This is a genomic window from Sphingomonas sp. LHG3443-2, assembly GCF_049896405.1.
Classification (GTDB): Bacteria; Pseudomonadota; Alphaproteobacteria; order Sphingomonadales; family Sphingomonadaceae; genus Sphingomicrobium.
On record NZ_JAFCUG010000001.1, the window covers coordinates 402,315 to 417,969 of the forward strand.

At 68.6% G+C, this 15,655-nt stretch carries 24 protein-coding genes; 19 read left to right on the forward strand and 5 right to left on the reverse strand.

The genetic code is table 11. The features are described from left to right. Positions 1 to 6 precede the first annotated feature (6 nt). Positions 7 to 180, forward strand: a complete 174-nt coding sequence (locus tag ACP69Z_RS01925; RefSeq protein ID WP_426265863.1) for a hypothetical protein — start codon at positions 7 to 9, stop codon at positions 178 to 180. Continuing rightward, positions 177 to 1,934 carry a hypothetical protein gene (locus tag ACP69Z_RS01930; protein WP_426265864.1) on the forward strand — a complete coding sequence of 586 codons (1,758 nt, stop codon included), beginning with the start codon at positions 177 to 179 and terminating at the stop codon, positions 1,932 to 1,934. Before ACP69Z_RS01925 ends, ACP69Z_RS01930 begins: the two co-directional genes overlap by 4 nt. Here ACP69Z_RS01930 and flaF read toward each other — a convergent pair. Further along, on the reverse strand, positions 1,897 to 2,244 hold the full coding sequence (flaF, locus tag ACP69Z_RS01935) for a flagellar biosynthesis regulator FlaF (protein ID WP_426265865.1): 348 nt from the start codon (positions 2,242 to 2,244) through the stop codon (positions 1,897 to 1,899). The genes ACP69Z_RS01930 and flaF overlap by 38 nt on opposite strands. Positions 2,245 to 2,396: 152 nt before the next feature. On the opposite strand from flaF, the gene motA reads away from it, so the two are divergent. From motA to ACP69Z_RS01995, 12 genes are read left to right on the forward strand one after another with little or no spacing between them, the layout of a single operon-like run. Further along, positions 2,397 to 3,281: a flagellar motor stator protein MotA gene (gene motA / locus ACP69Z_RS01940; RefSeq protein WP_426265866.1), complete on the forward strand. Its 885-nt coding sequence runs from the start codon at positions 2,397 to 2,399 to the stop codon at positions 3,279 to 3,281. 10 nt (positions 3,282 to 3,291) lie between these two features. Next, positions 3,292 to 3,570 (forward strand): STAS domain-containing protein, encoded by a 279-nt coding sequence (locus ACP69Z_RS01945; protein WP_426265867.1) that lies wholly within the window; start codon positions 3,292 to 3,294, stop codon positions 3,568 to 3,570. 3 nt (positions 3,571 to 3,573) lie between these two features. Further along, entirely contained in the window at positions 3,574 to 3,939 is a 366-nt protein-coding gene (locus ACP69Z_RS01950) for a response regulator (protein WP_426265868.1), read from the forward strand. Continuing rightward, the gene (locus ACP69Z_RS01955; RefSeq protein WP_426265869.1) at positions 3,936 to 5,996 is read left to right on the forward strand and encodes a chemotaxis protein CheA; all 2,061 of its coding nucleotides are present in this window, start codon (positions 3,936 to 3,938) and stop codon (positions 5,994 to 5,996) included. The genes ACP69Z_RS01950 and ACP69Z_RS01955 overlap by 4 nt, the downstream gene beginning before the upstream one ends. Continuing rightward, complete coding sequence (locus tag ACP69Z_RS01960; protein ID WP_426265870.1) at positions 5,993 to 6,472, forward strand: chemotaxis protein CheW; 480 nt, start codon at positions 5,993 to 5,995, stop codon at positions 6,470 to 6,472. Before ACP69Z_RS01955 ends, ACP69Z_RS01960 begins: the two co-directional genes overlap by 4 nt. Continuing rightward, on the forward strand, positions 6,469 to 7,338 hold the full coding sequence (locus tag ACP69Z_RS01965) for a CheR family methyltransferase (protein WP_426265871.1): 870 nt from the start codon (positions 6,469 to 6,471) through the stop codon (positions 7,336 to 7,338). The genes ACP69Z_RS01960 and ACP69Z_RS01965 overlap by 4 nt, the downstream gene beginning before the upstream one ends. Beyond that, positions 7,335 to 8,372 carry a protein-glutamate methylesterase/protein-glutamine glutaminase gene (locus tag ACP69Z_RS01970; RefSeq protein ID WP_426265872.1) on the forward strand — a complete coding sequence of 346 codons (1,038 nt, stop codon included), beginning with the start codon at positions 7,335 to 7,337 and terminating at the stop codon, positions 8,370 to 8,372. The genes ACP69Z_RS01965 and ACP69Z_RS01970 overlap by 4 nt, the downstream gene beginning before the upstream one ends. Before the next feature lie 6 nt (positions 8,373 to 8,378). Next, entirely contained in the window at positions 8,379 to 8,768 is a 390-nt protein-coding gene (locus ACP69Z_RS01975; RefSeq protein WP_426265873.1) for a response regulator, read from the forward strand. Beyond that, entirely contained in the window at positions 8,768 to 9,289 is a 522-nt protein-coding gene (locus tag ACP69Z_RS01980) for a chemotaxis protein CheD (protein ID WP_426265874.1), read from the forward strand. The genes ACP69Z_RS01975 and ACP69Z_RS01980 overlap by 1 nt, the downstream gene beginning before the upstream one ends. Then, positions 9,289 to 9,555, forward strand: coding sequence for a hypothetical protein (locus ACP69Z_RS01985; RefSeq protein ID WP_426265875.1), 267 nt, complete (start codon positions 9,289 to 9,291; stop codon positions 9,553 to 9,555). The genes ACP69Z_RS01980 and ACP69Z_RS01985 overlap by 1 nt, the downstream gene beginning before the upstream one ends. A gap of 1 nt (position 9,556) precedes the next feature. After that, entirely contained in the window at positions 9,557 to 10,420 is an 864-nt protein-coding gene (locus ACP69Z_RS01990; RefSeq protein ID WP_426265876.1) for a flagellar motor protein MotB, read from the forward strand. 3 nt (positions 10,421 to 10,423) lie between these two features. Further along, positions 10,424 to 10,867, forward strand: coding sequence for a hypothetical protein (locus tag ACP69Z_RS01995; protein WP_426265877.1), 444 nt, complete (start codon positions 10,424 to 10,426; stop codon positions 10,865 to 10,867). Positions 10,868 to 10,874: 7 nt separating this feature from the next. On the opposite strand, the gene fliP is transcribed toward ACP69Z_RS01995, so the two are convergent. The 3 genes from fliP to ACP69Z_RS02010 are packed head-to-tail and all read right to left on the reverse strand — an operon-like array spanning position 10,875 to position 12,334. After that, positions 10,875 to 11,627 carry a flagellar type III secretion system pore protein FliP gene (gene fliP, locus ACP69Z_RS02000; RefSeq protein WP_426265878.1) on the reverse strand — a complete coding sequence of 251 codons (753 nt, stop codon included), beginning with the start codon at positions 11,625 to 11,627 and terminating at the stop codon, positions 10,875 to 10,877. Beyond that, positions 11,624 to 12,097, reverse strand: coding sequence for a flagellar biosynthetic protein FliO (locus tag ACP69Z_RS02005; protein WP_426265879.1), 474 nt, complete (start codon positions 12,095 to 12,097; stop codon positions 11,624 to 11,626). The genes fliP and ACP69Z_RS02005 overlap by 4 nt, the downstream gene beginning before the upstream one ends. Before the next feature lie 6 nt (positions 12,098 to 12,103). Then, positions 12,104 to 12,334 (reverse strand): FliM/FliN family flagellar motor switch protein, encoded by a 231-nt coding sequence (locus ACP69Z_RS02010; protein WP_426265880.1) that lies wholly within the window; start codon positions 12,332 to 12,334, stop codon positions 12,104 to 12,106. A gap of 118 nt (positions 12,335 to 12,452) precedes the next feature. Here ACP69Z_RS02010 and flgC point away from each other — a divergent pair, with 118 nt between their 5' ends. The 5 genes from flgC to flhB are packed head-to-tail and all read left to right on the forward strand — an operon-like array spanning position 12,453 to position 15,245. Continuing rightward, positions 12,453 to 12,842, forward strand: a complete 390-nt coding sequence (flgC, locus tag ACP69Z_RS02015; RefSeq protein WP_426265881.1) for a flagellar basal body rod protein FlgC — start codon at positions 12,453 to 12,455, stop codon at positions 12,840 to 12,842. An 18-nt stretch (positions 12,843 to 12,860) separates the two neighbouring features. Continuing rightward, the gene (locus ACP69Z_RS02020; RefSeq protein ID WP_426265882.1) at positions 12,861 to 13,154 is read left to right on the forward strand and encodes a flagellar hook-basal body complex protein FliE; all 294 of its coding nucleotides are present in this window, start codon (positions 12,861 to 12,863) and stop codon (positions 13,152 to 13,154) included. After that, positions 13,154 to 13,417, forward strand: a complete 264-nt coding sequence (gene fliQ, locus ACP69Z_RS02025) for a flagellar biosynthesis protein FliQ (RefSeq protein ID WP_426265883.1) — start codon at positions 13,154 to 13,156, stop codon at positions 13,415 to 13,417. The genes ACP69Z_RS02020 and fliQ overlap by 1 nt, the downstream gene beginning before the upstream one ends. A gap of 33 nt (positions 13,418 to 13,450) precedes the next feature. Then, entirely contained in the window at positions 13,451 to 14,185 is a 735-nt protein-coding gene (gene fliR / locus ACP69Z_RS02030; protein ID WP_426265884.1) for a flagellar biosynthetic protein FliR, read from the forward strand. Then, entirely contained in the window at positions 14,178 to 15,245 is a 1,068-nt protein-coding gene (gene flhB / locus ACP69Z_RS02035) for a flagellar biosynthesis protein FlhB (RefSeq protein WP_426265885.1), read from the forward strand. Before fliR ends, flhB begins: the two co-directional genes overlap by 8 nt. Here the strand turns inward: flhB and ACP69Z_RS02040 are convergent. Further along, a complete protein-coding gene (locus ACP69Z_RS02040; protein WP_426265886.1) occupies positions 15,242 to 15,655 on the reverse strand; it encodes a flagellar assembly protein FliX in 414 nt (137 codons plus the stop codon). The genes flhB and ACP69Z_RS02040 overlap by 4 nt on opposite strands.

The window sequence follows — 15,655 nt, forward strand, 5'->3', positions numbered from 1 at the left end:
CGATTGGTGGCCATCTCACCGGCCGCCGGAGGCGTGTCGCCCGAGGGAGAAGCCGCGGCCAAGGTCGCCGCAGACGCCTCGACCCGACTTGATCCGAAACGGATCCATTGGTCGGTGATCCCGGCCGTGACCCTGCTCTCCGCGCTCGCCGGCGGCGCCTCGGCATGGCTGGTGCGGTGATCAGGACCTCCCTCGCTGCGCTGGCCATCGCAACCGCATCGGCGAGCCCGGCTGCCACAACGCGCTACGCGCCGCTCGCGCCCGAACTTGCCCAGCTGCCACCTGGCACCACGCCTTCGTCGCGGAAGCCTGTCGCGGTCGCGTGGGCCGAGCTTGGCGCGGCAACGGTCGAGGATCGGCAGAAGCTGCGCTGGAACCTGGCGCTGGCCCTGCTTGCCGATCACCGGCCCGACGAAGCCCGCGGCGTGCTGGCAGTGCTTGCCGCAGACGAGCCCGACCTGCGCTTCGCCGCTGCCTGGCGGCTCGCCGCTGCGCGCGCCGCGGCCGAGCTTGCGCTTCATTCCGACGCTGTCGCCCTCCTTGATGATCCCCAGCTCGGCGGCAGCGCCGAAGCCTGCGCCTGGCGACTTCGCGCGCTCTCCGCGCTTGGCGGCGCCCGGCCTGCGCTGGCCCAATTGCCTTGCGCCAAGCCCTACCTCGCCGCCCTATCGCCTGACGGTCGCGCCCCCTTCCTGTGGGCCGCGGCCCGGGCCGCTCAGGCGATCGGTAGGCCTGACGCCGCACTCCACTTTCTCCGCTTCGCGCCAGCGAATGCCGACGGAGCCAAGCTTCTTCGCGCGGAAGCCCTGCTCCGCCAGAAGCTCGCTCCCGCGGCCGAACGCCTGCTGAAGCCGCTGGCGAACTCTCCGCATGAGCCTGTCGCAGCCGCGGCCGAAGCGCTGCGGATCGAGGCGACGGTCCAGCTTGGCACCGCCAAGCCCGCCGACACGCTCGCGCGCACCGAGGCACTTCTCTACCGTTGGCGCGGCGACGCGATCGAGCGGCGGCTCGCGGTGCTGCGCTGGGATCTCGCGCTGGCCGCGAAGAAACCCCGCTCGGGCCTTGCGGCCGCGGCCACCTTGCTCCGCTTCCATCCCGAAGAGCCGCGCCTGCCCGCCATGCTTGGCGTTGCGCAGGGCAGCTTCCGCCGCTGGCTTGCGCCCGGCAGCAAGGTGCCGCTGCCGCTCGCGGCCGGACTGATGTGGGATTATCGCGATCTGCTGCCGAGTGGGCTGGCGGGCGACAGCCTGGTGCGACTGCTTGCCGACCGGTTGGCGGCCGAAGGACTGCACGCCCGCGCCGCAGACCTGCTTGAGCACCAGCTCGCCACCCGCGCCCGCGATCTGGCGCAAGGCCCCTTGTCGATCGACATCGCGCAGCTCCGCTTGCTCGCCGGTCAGCCCGACCAGGCGCGGCAGGTCATCCGCACCTCGGCGAATGTCGTTTATCCCGAGCCCTGGGCCAGCAGCCGGGCCCGGCTCGAGGCTATTGCCCTGTTCCAGATGGGAGAGACCGGCGCAGCCATCGCGCTGCTCGACGACATGCCGGGCACCCGCGACCTGCGGGAAGAATTGCTGTGGCGCGCGCATGATTGGCAGGCGCTTGCCCGTCAGCCGGTTCCAGCCTCCCCCGGCAGACACGACGCGGTGACGCAGGTACGACTGATGCGGCAGGCAATTGCGTTGTCGATGATCGGCGACGAGGATGGCCTCGCCCGCTTCCGCGCTCGCAATGCCCGCGGGTTCGCCGGTCTGCCGTCCGCCAGCGCCTTTGCGGCGGTGAGCGGCGCAAGCCGGCCCGGTGATGCGGCCGCCCTGGCGTCGGCGCTGGCCGCGCTTCCGTCCGTGTCGCCGGCCGGCGGGGACGCCGACCTTCTCGACCTGTCAGACACCGCCCTCAAGGCCCGCCAAGCCCCTCCATCATCGCGCGGTTGATCTCGAGCAGGGGCTCGACCGGCTCGCGCCCTGCAACGACATCGCTGGTGAAGCGATCAACCCACAGCGCAAGACTGATGATGCTTGCGCGAAGCGCGTCGGGCAGCCCGTTCCCTGCGGCCCCGCAATCGGCCGACAAGGTGGTCCACAGCTCGCGATTGCGGTGCAGCGCCGGCATCAGCGCAGCGCCGCGCTGCCCCACCTCCCACGCAGCGCCCAGCGCAGCGGTGATCTCTGCGAACAGTCTCTGCTCGGTGCGGCGGCTGGTTTCGGCAACGTGCGCGACGCGCTGGTAAGCGGCAAGCGACAAGGGCGTCTCCTTTTCTTGTCCCTCACCATAGGAGAAGCCGCCCGCACGCGGGGGAGGCAGCGGCGAAATTCACGGCCCTCACCGCCGGAAGCCGCGCCTGCTTTCTATGATGGACCGAGCACCCCCTCCCTCCAGTCAGGTCCACCACGCCCGTGATCATTCCGATCGGTTTTCTTGTCATCCTGGGCTGCGTATTCGGCAGCTTCATCGTGGCCGGCGGCAAGATGGAGATCATCTTCCACGCCCTGCCGCACGAGCTGACGGCCATCGGCGGCGCGGCGTTCGGCGCGTTTCTGGTCGCCAACAACCTCAGTGTGGTGAAATCCGCCGGCAAGGGGCTGAAGCGCGCCTTTAAAGGGTCCGGCTGGAAGAAGCCGCAATATGAAGAGCTGCTGGCGCTTTTGTTCGCGCTGCTCGACACCTTTCGCAAGAAGGGCGCGACGGGGATCGAACCGCATCTCGACGCGCCTGCCGAAAGCCCGCTGTTCCAGAAATATCCGGCGGTCCTGAAGGACCATCACCTGAGCGACTTCATCTGCGATTACCTGCGCATGATGACGGTCAGCTTCGACGACCCGCATCAGCTTGCCGAAGCGATGGACAATGACATCGAGCGCCACCACGCCGAAGAGCATGCCCCGCAGCATTCGCTGCAATCGCTGGCCGACGGCCTGCCCGCCATCGGCATCGTCGCCGCGGTGCTCGGCGTGATCAAGACCATGGCCTCGATCGACCAGCCGACCGAAGTCCTGGGCGCAATGATCGGCGGGGCGCTGGTCGGGACCTTCCTCGGCGTGCTCTTGAGCTACTGCGTGGTCGGTCCGCTCGCCGCCAAGCTGCACCAGGTCATCGCCGACGATCACCAGCCCTACATGGTCGTGAAGACGGCAATCATCGCTTACGCTCAGAACGCGCCGGTGCAGGTCGCGGTGGAGCTCGCGCGCCGGCTCACCCCGTCAACCTTCGCCCCCTCCTTCCAGCAGTTCGAGGCCCGCCTAGCCGAGGTCAAGAGCGAGCTTGCCGCACTCCCCGCCTGAGGTCGCCGCCATGTCCCTTTCCACGCCGATCCGCCTGCCCGCCCAATGCGGCACCGCCGCCGCTCCGGCCGTTCACCGCGCGCTGGTCGAAGCGATCGCCGCCGGCGCGGCGCCAGTGGTCGACGCCGGCGAGGTCGAGAACCTCGGCCAAGCCATGCTTCAGCTCCTGCTTGCCGCCAAAGCCGCGGCACCCGCCATGACCATCGACCCGGCCTCGCCCGCCTTTGCCGAGCGCATCCACGCGCTTCGCCTCGGGGCGCCGCTCGGGCTCACGACCAGGGAGGCCTGACCCATGAGCCGCCATATCCTCACCATCGACGACAGCCCCAGCATGCGGATGCTGCTCAAAGCCTCGCTGACCGCCCAAGGCTTCATCGTGTCGAGCGCCGAAGACGGCGCCCAGGGCCTCGCCGCTGCCAAGGCCGCGCCGCCCGATCTCATCATCACCGACATCAACATGCCGGTGATGGACGGGTTCGAGCTGATCGAGGCCGCGCGGGCGGACAGCGACCTGCGCCTGCTCCCGATCCTGGTCCTCTCCACCGAGTTCAGCGACGACAAGAAGGCGCGCGCCCGGAGCGCTGGCGCCACCGGCTGGATCACCAAGCCCTTCGAAGCCGACAAGCTCGCCGCCGCCATTCGCCGCGTGTGCCCATGAGCGATGATCTCGACGCCATCCAGGCGATCTTTTTCGAGGAATGCGCCGAAGGCCTGGTCGCGGCCGAAGCGGGCCTCAGCCAGCTTGCCGCGGGATCGCGCGACCCGGAGGTGATCGCCGCCGTGTTCCGCGCGGTGCACTCGATCAAGGGCGGCTCGGGCGCGTTCGGGCACGAGGCGTTGCTCGGCTTCTCGCATCGCTTCGAAAACGTGCTCGACGCCCTTCGCGCGGGCCGCCTGGCGCCGACCGAGCCGCTGCTCCAGCTTCTGCTGCAATCCTCCGACATGCTCGCCGATCACGTCGCCGCGGCGCGCGCTGGCGCCCCGGCTCCGGCCGACGAAGCGGTTGCCGCTCAGCTCGATGCTTGGATGATCGCCGACCCGCCAGCTCCGATCGACACGGCGCCGGCCGTGGCGACGCAGGAAGACGAATTCGGCTTCGCACCGATTGCGGTCAGCTTCGAGGATTTCGACGCCCCAGCTCTTCCCGCGGCCGACCCGACCACGGCATGGAGCATCCGCTTCCGCCCGTCGTCCGCTGCCCTCGCCAATGGCGGCGAAGCCTTGCTGCTGCTCCGCGAAGTCGAACGGCTGGGCGGCGAGGTGCTGTCCTGCGACTGCACCGCCTTGCCGCCGCTGGGGGAGATGGACCCCGAAGGCGCCTATCTCCTGTGGACGCTCAGCGCGCCTGGCGAGCTTGCCGAAGACGAGCTGCGCGACTGCTTCGATTTCGTCGCGCCGGACTCGCTGATCGAGATCGAGCGGGCAGTCGAGCGCGCGCCTGAGCCGACGCCCGTCGAGCCCGTAGCGATGGTCCCACAAGACCCAACGCCCCCTCCAAGCCCGCCGCCCTTTGTCGAGCGCCGCCAATCCGATCGCGGCGAAAGCATTCGCGTCGATCTCGCCAAGCTGGACGGCCTGCTCAACCTCGTCGGCGAGCTGGTCATCCGCAATTCGATCCTTGCCGATCGGCTTGGGCCGACCGAGCAGGACCGGGTCGAGCTGCCGCAGCTCTCGCGCCTCACCCGCTCGATCCAGGACATGGTGATGAGCCTGCGCGCGCAGCCCATCCAGCAAGCGTTCAACCGCGTGCCCCGGATCCTTCGCGAGCTTGAAAGCGAGACCGGCAAGAAGGTGCTGCTCGAGGTCAGCGGTGAGGCGACCGAGGTCGACAAGCGGGTGGTCGAGCGGATCAGCGATCCCTTGACCCACATGATCCGCAATGCGGTCGATCACGGCATCGAGCCGGTCGAACAGCGCCTCGCTGCCGGCAAGCCCGCGGCCGGAACCATCCGCCTTTCCGCCCAGCAACGCGGCGGGCGGATCATCCTCCGGGTCGAGGACGATGGCGGCGGGATCAACCGCGAAGCCGTGCGCGCCCGGGCGATCGAGCGTGGATTGATCGCCGCCGATGCGATCCTGTCCGACGAGGAGATCGACCAGCTGATCTGCGCGCCGGGCTTCTCCACCGCGGCGACGATCAGCAACATCTCCGGGCGCGGCGTAGGCATGGACGTCGTCCGCTCCAACATCGAAGGGCTCGGCGGCCGGGTAGAGATCGCGTCCGAGCCGGGCGTCGGCACCAGCTTCACCCTGGTCTTGCCGCTGACGCTCGCCATCCTCGACGGGATGGTGGTCCGGCTAGGTGGGCAGCGGTTCGTGCTGCCGCTCCAATCGGTGGTCGAAAGCGTCCGGCCCGAGCCCGGCCAGGTGTCCGCCCTCACCCCCGACAGCGAGGTGATCGAGCTGCGCGGTTCCTACCTGCCGCTCCGCCGCCTGGCCGAGTTCTTCGGCATCCGCGGCGCCGAAGAGAAGCCTGAGAACGGCCTTGTCATCGTGGTCGAGGACGGCAGCGCCGGCCAGGTCGGCCTGTTCGTCGATACCGTCGATGACCGCCGCGAAGTGGTGATCAAGAGCCTCGACCAGAACCTCCATCCGATCCGCGGGCTCGGCGGGGCCACCGTGCTTGGCGACGGGTCGATCGCGCTGATCCTCGATGTCGATGCCATCATCGGAACCGCCCCGGCGGTCCGCCAACCCAGGGAACTTGCCGCATGACCACCGCCACCAGCAGTGACCGCAAGATCGTCACCTTTTCGCTCGCCGGACGGATGTTCGGCATCGACATGGCCTCGCTGATCGAGATCCGCGAGTGGGAAGAGCCAACCCCCCTGCCGCGCGTCCCGGATTACATCCGCGGTGTCGCCAACCTGCGCGGCACGGTGATCCCGATCGTCGGCCTCGCCGAGCGCCTCGGCTGGTGCCCAAGCACCGTTCACGCGCGCTCCTGCGTGCTGGTGGTGAGCCTTGGCGGCAAGCAGGCCGGCTTTCTGGTCGATGAAGTGAACGACATCGTCGCGATCGACGGCAGCGCGATCCAACCCGCGCCCGAAGTGCAGATCGCCGAAGCGGGGGTCGTCGCGGGTCTCGTCGCTGCCAACCTCCGCGGTGACCAGGGCGAGCGCACCTCCATGGTGACCTTGCTCGATCTCGATGCGCTCGGCATCACCGGCCAGCTCGAAGCGGCGGCATGAAGCACGAGCCATTCCTTTCCGCGACGACAACAACGGTTGCGACGGTGGTGCTCGGCCCGGCCGACTTCCGCTCCATCGCCGACATCCTTCGTGCCGAAGCCCGGATCAGCCTCGGCGAGGGCAAGATCAACCTCGTCCAATCGCGCCTCGCCCGCCGCTTGCGCGAGTGCCGGCTCGACAACTTCCCCGCCTACCTCCGCCTCGTCCGCGACGACGCTGAGGAGCGGGAACGGATGATCGATGCGCTGACCACCAACCACACCCATTTCTTTCGCGAAAAACATCACTTCGATCATCTCCGCGCCGAAATCCTGCCGCGCCTCAAGGCCCGTGCCGACACGGGGCAGCCAGTACGCTTGTGGTCCGCCGGAAGCTCGTCAGGGGAGGAGATCTACAGCGTGGCGATGACGCTGGCGGGCACCAGCCCCGGCGAAGCTCGCTGGCTCGGCGGCGACGTGCGCCTGCTCGCCACCGACCTCTCGGCACCGATGGTCGAAGCGGTCGCCGTGGCTCGCTATCCCTCGATCGGCGCTGACCAGGTTCCGCTTCCCTATCGCGCGGCCTGGCTCCAGTCCGAGGGCGGCGAGGTCGCGGTCGATCCCAGGCTTCGTGCCTTGGTCACCGCACGCCCGCTCAACCTGTTCGCGCCTTGGCCCTTTCGCGGTCAATTCGACGTGATTTTCTGCCGCAACGTGATGATCTATTTCGATGCGGACGCGCGGGCCAGTCTCGAAGCGCGGCTGGTCGCCCAGCTTCGTCCCGGCGGCACGCTCTACATCGGTCACAGCGAGCGGCTTTCGCGGACCGTCGCCGCCAGGGTGCAGTCGTGCGGCCAGACCATCTACCGCAAGCCGGAGGGCGCATGAGCCCCGCGCGCGTTCTCGTCGTCGACGACAGCGCCGCGATGCGCGCAATGCTGACCCGGATCCTGGCGCAGGATCCCGGGCTCGAGGTCGTCGGCAGCGCGGCCGATCCGGCCGAGGCGCGCACGCTGATCAAGGAGCTCAATCCCGACGTCCTGACGCTCGACGTCGAGATGCCGGGCATGGACGGCCTCACTTTTCTCGAGCGGATCATGCGCCTGCGCCCAATGCCGGTGGTGATGTGCTCGACGCTTACGGCGCGCGGCACCGAAGTGACGATCGAGGCGCTCCGGCTTGGCGCGGTTGATTGCATCGCCAAGCCCTCGACCACCGCCGGCGATCTCGCCGCCGCCGCTTCGGTTCTCTGCCGCACCGTGCGTGAAGCGGCGCGAAGCAATGCCCGGCCGACGGCCGACCCGCCGACCGCTCGCCCGCTTGCGAGCGGGGCGTGGCGCAAGGACATGGTGATCCTGGTTGGCGCCTCGACCGGCGGGGTCGAAGCCCTGTTCACCTTTCTCGGCGCGCTGCCGCCCGACACGCCGCCGGTGATCGTTGTCCAGCACATGCCGGCAGGATTTACCGCAGGGTTTGCAGAGCGCCTCGACAAGACCGTGCCGGCGCGAGTGCTCCACGCTGCCGACGGCATGTCGCTGGCACCAGGTCAGGTGCTGATCGCACCGGGCGGCGCCACTCATGCCGAGCTTGGCACGGGCGCACAGCCGAAGCTGCGCCTTCGGTCGGGTCCGCTCCACAGCGGCCACCGCCCCTCGGTCGATCGCCTGTTCTCCTCGGCCGTGCCGCTCGGAACCTCCGCGGTCGGCGTGTTGCTGACCGGCATGGGCCGCGACGGAGCCGATGGCCTGCTTGCCCTGCGCCAGGCCGGCGCTGCGACCTTTGCCCAGTCGGCCGACAGCTGTGTCGTCTACGGCATGCCTCGCGCAGCGGTCGAGATCGGCGCCGCCGGCTCGGTCATGCCCCTATCCCGCATGGCCGACGCCGTGCTCCGCGCCTGCCGCGTCCCCTCCAGCAAGGACTGAACGACCATGCCGGCAGCAGCCGCCATCAAGGTGATGATCGTCGACGACCAGGCCAGCATGCGAGCGATGATCCGCCGCGCTCTGGAGGATTACGGCTTTCGCGATGTGCGCGATTGTCCGGGCGGCGAAGAAGCGCTTGCCGCCGTTCGCACCAACCGCGTCCACCTCATCATCTCCGACTACAATATGCCCGGCATGGACGGCCTCGGCCTGCTCGAAGCGGTGCGCGGCGATCCGGTGATCGGCAAAACCGTGTTCATCATGCTGACCGGCTCGGCCGACCGCGACATCGTGCAGAAAGCCGCGGCGCTCGGCGTCAACAACTACCTCGTGAAGCCGTTCGCACCCGCGTCCCTCAAGGAGAAGATCGAACGGGTGTTCGGGGCGCTGACCTGATGGAGCGTATCACCATCGTTCAGGGCGAGCATGCCGTGTGCGGCGATCCGGGCAGGAGTATCCACACCCTGCTCGGATCGTGTGTCGCAGTGTGCCTGCTCGATCCTGTTCGGCGCGTCGGGGGCATGAACCATTTCCTCCTCGGCGAACCGGAAGCCGGTGCTCGCCTCCAGGACCTCAGCCGCTACGGCGTTCATGCCATGGAGCTGCTGGTCAACGCCCTGATGCGCCGGGGCTCCGAACGGCAGCACCTGCGCGCTCACCTGTACGGCGGGGCGACCATGATCGAGAGTCTGGGTGACATCGGTCGCCACAATATCCTGTTCGCGCGCCGGTTCTGCCGCACCGAAGGCATCGAGGTGCGCCACGAGGATACCGGCGGGAGGCTTGCCCGGAGGGTCGAGTTTCTCCCCTACGAAGGCCGTTCTCGCTGCCGCCTTGTGCGCGATCCGGTGACCGATGCGCCGCCCACCGCCTTGCCCCTTCCCACCACCACTGCGGGCGAACTGGAGCTGTTTTGATGGCGCTTGACCGATTGGCGCACGGCATCGCCGCCGAACTGCGCGACCTCGCCGCCGCGACAGAGGGGCTTGCCGCAGCCCTGTGCGCCGACCCCGACATCGCTGGCCGTTGCCTCGGCCTGTTGCAGCAATTCGACCTCATTGCGCAGAGCCAGTGCGAGCTGGCCGATCTCCTGCTTCGCCTGAACGCAGGCACCGAACGCGACGAGGCTCTTCAGGCGATGCGCCTGGCCGGCATGGCCGAACGCCTGGCGCAGGCCGCCTGACATGGCCACCAACGCCGCGCCGAACCAGCGCCCCATCGTCATCCGCAAGGTCAAGAAAGTGGTCGGCGGCCACCACGGCGGGGCGTGGAAGGTCGCTTATGCCGATTTCGTCACGGCCATGATGGCCTTCTTCATGCTGCTCTGGCTGCTGAGTTCCCCCGACGAGCAGAAGCTGAAGGGCCTCGCCGAATATTTCTCGCCCTCCACCAGTGCCAGCGGCGAAGCGGGAGAAAGCATGGCGGCGGCCAGCAGCGGCCCTGCCTCGCAAAGCAAGCTGACCGATCCCTCGCAGGCCCCCGCCGGCGGCTCCCCCAGCAGGAGCCCTGCCGCGACCGCCGGCGCGCAGAGCGGCGGTTCGGCGAGCGTGCCCGATCCCACGCTGCGGATCGTGGCGGAAGAATTGAAGCTTCTGCTGCAACCGACCAGCACGCCCCTTGCCGAGCGCCAGACGATCCAGATGGAGCAAAATCGCGAAGGCCTTCGGATCAGCCTGATGGACGACATGCGCCGATCGATGTTCCGACCCGGCACGGCCGAGCTCAACACCTATGCGCGCTTCATGCTGGCCGAGGTCGCCAAAAGGATCACCAAGACCGAGCTGCGCGTCGCGATCGAGGGGCATACCGACAATGTCGGCGGCTCGGCGACGGGCAACTGGCAGTTGTCGAGCGCCCGCGCCCTTGCCGCGCGGTCGGCGCTGGTCGACGCCGGCTTCCCTGCGCCCCGCATCGCCGAGGTGGTGGCGCTGGCCGATACCCAGCCGGTCTATCCCGACCAGCCCGGCCGGCCCGAGAACCGCCGCATCACCATCGTGCTGCTGGCCGAAGGCTCGCCGCTCCCCGACATCCGCTCGCTGGGGCGCTGAACGATGGCAGGTGCAAAGAACCTCATCATCATGATCGTCGCTGGCTTGATCGCCGGCTCTGGCGGCGGCGCGGCCGTGGCCTTTCTCGTGCCTGCTCAGGGCGGCGAGAAGCCGCGCGAGGAGGTGACGCCAGGCGACAGCACGTTCGAGAGCCTGGGACCGTTGCTGGTCCCGCTGATCTTCGCTGACGGCAAGTTCACTGGCTATGTCCGGATGGAAGCCCAGCTCGAGGTCGGCAGCGAGGATGCGGAAGGGGTGAAAGCGCGACTGCCGCTGGTCATCCACGCCGTGAACGTGCGGGCGTACAACAAGCCGCTCGCGGGCGGTCCCGACGGCCGCTTGCCCGATGCCGCCGCCTTTCGCACCATTGTCGCCGAAGAAGCGGGCAAGGTGCTCGGCAAAGGCGTGGTCCGCTCGGTCGCCCTGACCAGCATCGCACCGGCCTGAGGCAGCCTCAGCCGCCGCCCGTGGCGAAGCTTCGGACCAGGCTCCCGGCGACCAGCGCCCAGCCGTCGACCAGCACGAAAAAGATGATCTTGATCGGCAGGCTGATCGCAGGCGGCGGAAGCATCATCATGCCCATCGCCATCAGCACCGCGCTGACTGCCAGATCGATGATCAGGAACGGCAGCAACAGCAGAAAGCCGATCTCGAACGCCCGGCGGAGCTCGGAGATCATGAAGGCCGGCATCAAGGTCGTCAGCTTCACCTCGTCGGGCGTCTTGGGCTTGTCGCGCGCCAGATCGGTGAACAGCTGAAGGTCGGCCGATCGAACATGCGTCAGCATGAACTCACGAAACGGCTCGACCGACCGCTCCATCGCCTGGGCTTCGGTGATCCTGCCTTGCGTGAACGGCTCGACGCCCTGGCTCCACGCTTTTTCGACCGTCGGCGCCATGACGAAGAAGCTGAGGAACAGCGCCAGGCTGATCAGCACCGGGTTGGGCGGGACGCCGGGCGCGCCGATGCCGGTGCGGAGCAGCGACAGCGAAACGATGATCCGGGTGAAGCTGGTCACGGTCATCAGGATGCCGGGCGCAAGGCTCAGCACCGTCAGCATCAGCACCAGCTGGATCGCCTTGCCGCTGACGCTGCCGTCGCCGAAGCTCACGGCAATGCCGGGCGCAGGCGTCTGCGCCGCAGCGCCCGCAGGCACCAGCAGGGCAAGGCCGGCGGCCAGCCCGAGCATCACTGCGCGGCGGTTCATGCCGCGCGATCGAGATGACGGCGAAGCGCAGGCGGGCGGGCGCCTTCGACCAGCGAGGGAAAGCTCGGACGCTGCGGCTGGGGCGGCGGCGCTTCGCTCGCGCTGCCGGTGCGAAGGCGCTGCAGGACCGTCTTGAGCGCGGCCCGGCTGGCGGCGACTTGCTCTTCGCGTTCGACCTGCTGCCGCTCTTCTTCCTCGCGCTCGGCCGCGCTACGCTGCGCGTCGGCTTCGAGCAGGGTTGCGCCGGCGGGACCGAGCAGAATCAACTGCTCGTGACTGTCGCGCCGGATCAGCACCAGGCTATGCTTGTTGTCGACCGCCAGCCGCGAGACGACGGCGAGCCGGGCCGCGGCGCTTGGCTGGCCCGGCAGGCGCACACCGAAGCGGCGCATCAGCACCAGCATCAGCCCCGGCAGCCCGAGCAGCAGGCCAAGGGTCAGGCCCATCCGGGTCAGGCTGTCACCGTCCATCTGAGGTCAGCCCCGCGCAACCATGTCGCGCACTTCGAACGCGGTGCGGTCGCCGTCGATTTGCACCTGGCCGAGCGCCACTGCGACGCCGTTGACGTGAAGCAGGCTCAGGGCGTCGGCATCGCCAGCAAGCGGCACGACCGAACCCCGCTCCAGCCGCAACAGCTCACGCAGGCGGAGGCGGTTGGACGCCAAGATGACGCGCGCCTCGACCCTGATCTGTTGCGGCAATGCCATGTGGCGGTCCTTCGTGTGTCCGTTTCCTCCTTCATGGATGATTTTGCGGACGCCCCGGCCCGACTAGGCAAAATTTTCCTAGGATGAGGGGGCAAGGGCAACGGAAAGCCGACGGTATATGGACCTCAAGAGCATCACCCGGATCAGCGCGTCGGGCCTACAGGCCCAGTCACTGCGCATGCGGGTCATCGCCGAGAATCTCGCCAACGCCGACAGCGTGTCGGCGACGCCCGGCGGCAAGCCTTACCAGCGCAAGCTGGTGCTCTTCTCGCCCGACAGACAAGGCGTCGAAGTCGCCTCGGTCCAGCGCGACAACAGCGCCTTCACCCGCGTCTACCAGCCCGGCCACCCCGCCGCCGACAAGGCTGGCTATGTGCTGAAGCCCAACGTCAACAGCCTCGTCGAAGGCGCCGACATGAAAGCGGCCCAGCGCAGCTACGAGGCCAATCTCAACGCCATCGAAGCGGCGCGCGCGATGACGCTGCGCACCCTCGACCTCATCAAGTAAGCCGGAAGGAAGCTCCCCATGTCGATCCAGGGATTGGGCGCAGTTCGCGCCTACCAGCAGGCTGCGCGTTTGCCGCAACCGAGCGCAACCGAAGCCGGCGGCTTCGGCGCGATGGTCGAGGGCCTCGTCGCCAACACCGGCGCGTCGCTGCGCACCGCCGAGCAGGCGGGCGCCGCCCAGGTCGCGGGCAAGGGCGACCTCGTCGACGTGGTCACTGCCATAGGCGCCGCCGAAGTCGCGCTCGACACCATGGTCGCGGTGCGCGACCGCGCGGTCAGCGCATATCAGGACATCATGCGGATGCAGATCTGATGGCGCCGGGCGACGTCCTCGACCTGACCCGCGCCGCGCTCGTGCTGCTGCTGACTTTAGTCGGCCCTCTGCTCGCCGCCAGCCTCATCACCGGCGTGGTGATCGGCCTCCTCCAGGCCCTGACCCAGATCCAGGAACAGACACTGACCTTTGTCCCCAAACTGGTCATCATGTCGGTCACTCTTCTGCTGACGCTGCCGCTGATGGGCGCGGCGCTCAGCGACTTCACGGCCGAGATCGGCCACCGCATCATCGGCGCCTGAGCGGTGCCGCCCGCGCTGGTAGCCGAGGCTACCTTGATCCTTCTCCTCTTCGCGCGGGTCGGCAGCATGATCATGCTGATGCCGATGCTCGGCGACGACAGCGTGCCGCGGCAGATCCGCCTGCTCCTGGCGCTCGGCCTGACGATTGCGCTGTCGGGAATTCTCAAGCCCGCCGTATCGCCCCTGCTCGGTGTCGGCGAGGTGCGGCTCGCGGGCCTGCTCCTGACTGAAACTATCACCGGCCTTGCGCTCGGCATGCTTGCCCGCTTGTTCTTCCAGGCGGCAGTGATGGCCGGCTCGATCGTCAGCATGCAGATAGGGCTCACCACTGCCCTGGTGTTCGATCCCGCGATGGGCGGCCAGACCCCTCTTTTGGGCAAGCTCATCGGCCTCGGCGCGACCTTGTTCTGCTTCACCCTCGGCCTTCACGGCTGGTGGTTCGAGGCGCTGATTCGCTCCTACACCTGCTTCGCGCCCGGCGCCCCCATCCCCGCCGCCGACTGGGCGAGCCTTGCCGTCTCCACCGCCGCCCAAGCGACCGCCCTCGCCATCAGCCTCGCTGCGCCCTTTCTCATGTTCGGCATCCTGTTCAACCTCGCGCTTGGCATTGCCGGCCGGCTCGCGCCCTCGATCCAGTTCTTCTTCATCGCCCAGCCGCTGATGATCGCCGGCGGCATTGCGCTCCTCGCCGTGACCGCACCGGCGATGATGGCCGGGTTCGCCGACGCCTATCGCGAATGGATGGCAGGAGCCTGGGCCGGTGTCTGACGATCCCGACAGCAAGACACTCGCGCCAAGCCAGAAGAAGCTCGACGACGCGGCCAAGCGCGGCGAGGTGCCAAGCGCGCCCGAGGTCCGCCACGCCCTCTCGCTGCTGGCCATGCTCGCCGCGCTGCTGTGGCTCGGCAATCATGCGGTGCGCGTCCTCGCTACCCTGCTCCGCCACTTCTGGGAAGGCGCGGCCGAGATCCGCGTCGATCCTGTCGGCGGCACCGACTTCGCAGGCGGCGTGCTGGCCCAAATGGCCGCGCTGATCGGCCCCTTCCTGCTGCTCTTCTTCCTGGCCGCGGTGCTGACCGGCTTCGCGCAGGGCAAGCCCTCGCTGAGCTGGGCCCGGCTCGCGCCCAAGTGGAGCAAGATCAATCCCGCGTCCGGCCTAAACCGCATGTTCGGCGGCCAAGCGCTGGTCGAATTCGCCAAACTCCTCGCCAAGAGCCTCGCCGTCGTCGGCCTCGGCTGGTGGCTGCTGTCGCCCCGCCTGCCCGGCGCCGACAGCCTGGTCGGGCTCGAACCCGCCGCGATCGGCTCAGCCGCCACCGCGCTGGCCGTCTCGCTGATCAAGACCCTGCTGATGCTGGTCGCCGCGATCGCTTCCCTCGACTTCGGCTGGCAGCGCTTCTCCTTCCTGCGCAAGATGCGGATGAGCCATCAGGAGATGCGCGACGAGCACAAGGACAGCGACGGCAATCCACAGGTCAAGGCCAAGCAGCGGCAGATCGGGGCACAGCGCGCGCGGCAGCGGATGATGGCGGCAGTGCCGACCGCCAGCGTCGTCATCACCAACCCGACCCACTATGCCATCGCGCTGAAATACGAGCATGGCAGCATGCGCGCGCCGGTGGTGGTCGCCAAGGGCACCGACCGCGTCGCGCTCAAGATCCGCGAACTGGCGACCGAAGCGGGCGTCCCGCTGGTCGAGAACCGCCCGCTCGCCCGCGCGCTTCATGCCCACGCGCAGATCGACCGCCCGATCCCGGTCGAGCAATATGCCGCCGTCGCCGAGGTGATCAGCTTCGTCCTGCGGCAGACCGGCAAGCTGCGCGGTTAGCGGCCTTCCTTGGCTAGCTCGACCAGCACGCGCAGCCTCACTTCCTCGAGCAGCGCGCCTTCGGGACCGTCGCCCATGACGCTGTCGTCCTGCCAGTCGGCTAGCTCGTCCAACGCCTCGCTGGCGCTCCCGCCGCTGCGGATCAGCCGGTGCAGTCGCTCGAGCCCCGCCAGCCCTTTCTCGGCCCGGCGCAGAACGGCCTGGCGCGACGCGGGCGCAGCCGTTGCTGCGAGCAGGGTAGCGAGGGAGGCGGCGGGAAGGGCCGCACTCGCCGCGGCGGCGCCGGTCTGCGGCTGTGCTGGCGGGGGAGCATCGACCTTGAAGCCTTGCGCCCGCGCCTCGTCGGGGCCGCGCATCAGGTTCAGCAAGCGGGTTTGCAAGACGGCAAGGGCGTTTGGATCGACCCGCAT

Excerpts from the sequence above, each read along its gene's own strand:
- ACP69Z_RS02010 (WP_426265880.1), bottom strand. The coding sequence starts at position 12,334 with ATGGCATTGCCGCAACAGATCAGGGTCGAGGCGCGCGTCATCTTGGCG.
- ACP69Z_RS01955 (WP_426265869.1), top strand. The coding sequence starts at position 3,936 with ATGAGCGATGATCTCGACGCCATCCAGGCGATCTTTTTCGAGGAATGC.
- ACP69Z_RS01990 (WP_426265876.1), top strand. The coding sequence starts at position 9,557 with ATGGCCACCAACGCCGCGCCGAACCAGCGCCCCATCGTCATCCGCAAG.
- ACP69Z_RS01965 (WP_426265871.1), top strand. The coding sequence starts at position 6,469 with ATGAAGCACGAGCCATTCCTTTCCGCGACGACAACAACGGTTGCGACG.
- ACP69Z_RS02005 (WP_426265879.1), bottom strand. The coding sequence starts at position 12,097 with ATGGACGGTGACAGCCTGACCCGGATGGGCCTGACCCTTGGCCTGCTG.
- fliQ (WP_426265883.1), top strand. The coding sequence starts at position 13,154 with ATGGCGCCGGGCGACGTCCTCGACCTGACCCGCGCCGCGCTCGTGCTG.
- ACP69Z_RS01985 (WP_426265875.1), top strand. The coding sequence starts at position 9,289 with ATGGCGCTTGACCGATTGGCGCACGGCATCGCCGCCGAACTGCGCGAC.
- ACP69Z_RS01945 (WP_426265867.1), top strand. The coding sequence starts at position 3,292 with ATGTCCCTTTCCACGCCGATCCGCCTGCCCGCCCAATGCGGCACCGCC.
- ACP69Z_RS01975 (WP_426265873.1), top strand. The coding sequence starts at position 8,379 with ATGCCGGCAGCAGCCGCCATCAAGGTGATGATCGTCGACGACCAGGCC.
- flgC (WP_426265881.1), top strand. The coding sequence starts at position 12,453 with ATGGACCTCAAGAGCATCACCCGGATCAGCGCGTCGGGCCTACAGGCC.
- ACP69Z_RS01950 (WP_426265868.1), top strand. The coding sequence starts at position 3,574 with ATGAGCCGCCATATCCTCACCATCGACGACAGCCCCAGCATGCGGATG.
- ACP69Z_RS01970 (WP_426265872.1), top strand. The coding sequence starts at position 7,335 with ATGAGCCCCGCGCGCGTTCTCGTCGTCGACGACAGCGCCGCGATGCGC.
- ACP69Z_RS02040 (WP_426265886.1), bottom strand. The coding sequence starts at position 15,655 with ATGCGGGTCGATCCAAACGCCCTTGCCGTCTTGCAAACCCGCTTGCTG.
- ACP69Z_RS01960 (WP_426265870.1), top strand. The coding sequence starts at position 5,993 with ATGACCACCGCCACCAGCAGTGACCGCAAGATCGTCACCTTTTCGCTC.
- ACP69Z_RS01980 (WP_426265874.1), top strand. The coding sequence starts at position 8,768 with ATGGAGCGTATCACCATCGTTCAGGGCGAGCATGCCGTGTGCGGCGAT.
- fliP (WP_426265878.1), bottom strand. The coding sequence starts at position 11,627 with ATGAACCGCCGCGCAGTGATGCTCGGGCTGGCCGCCGGCCTTGCCCTG.
- ACP69Z_RS02020 (WP_426265882.1), top strand. The coding sequence starts at position 12,861 with ATGTCGATCCAGGGATTGGGCGCAGTTCGCGCCTACCAGCAGGCTGCG.
- ACP69Z_RS01995 (WP_426265877.1), top strand. The coding sequence starts at position 10,424 with ATGGCAGGTGCAAAGAACCTCATCATCATGATCGTCGCTGGCTTGATC.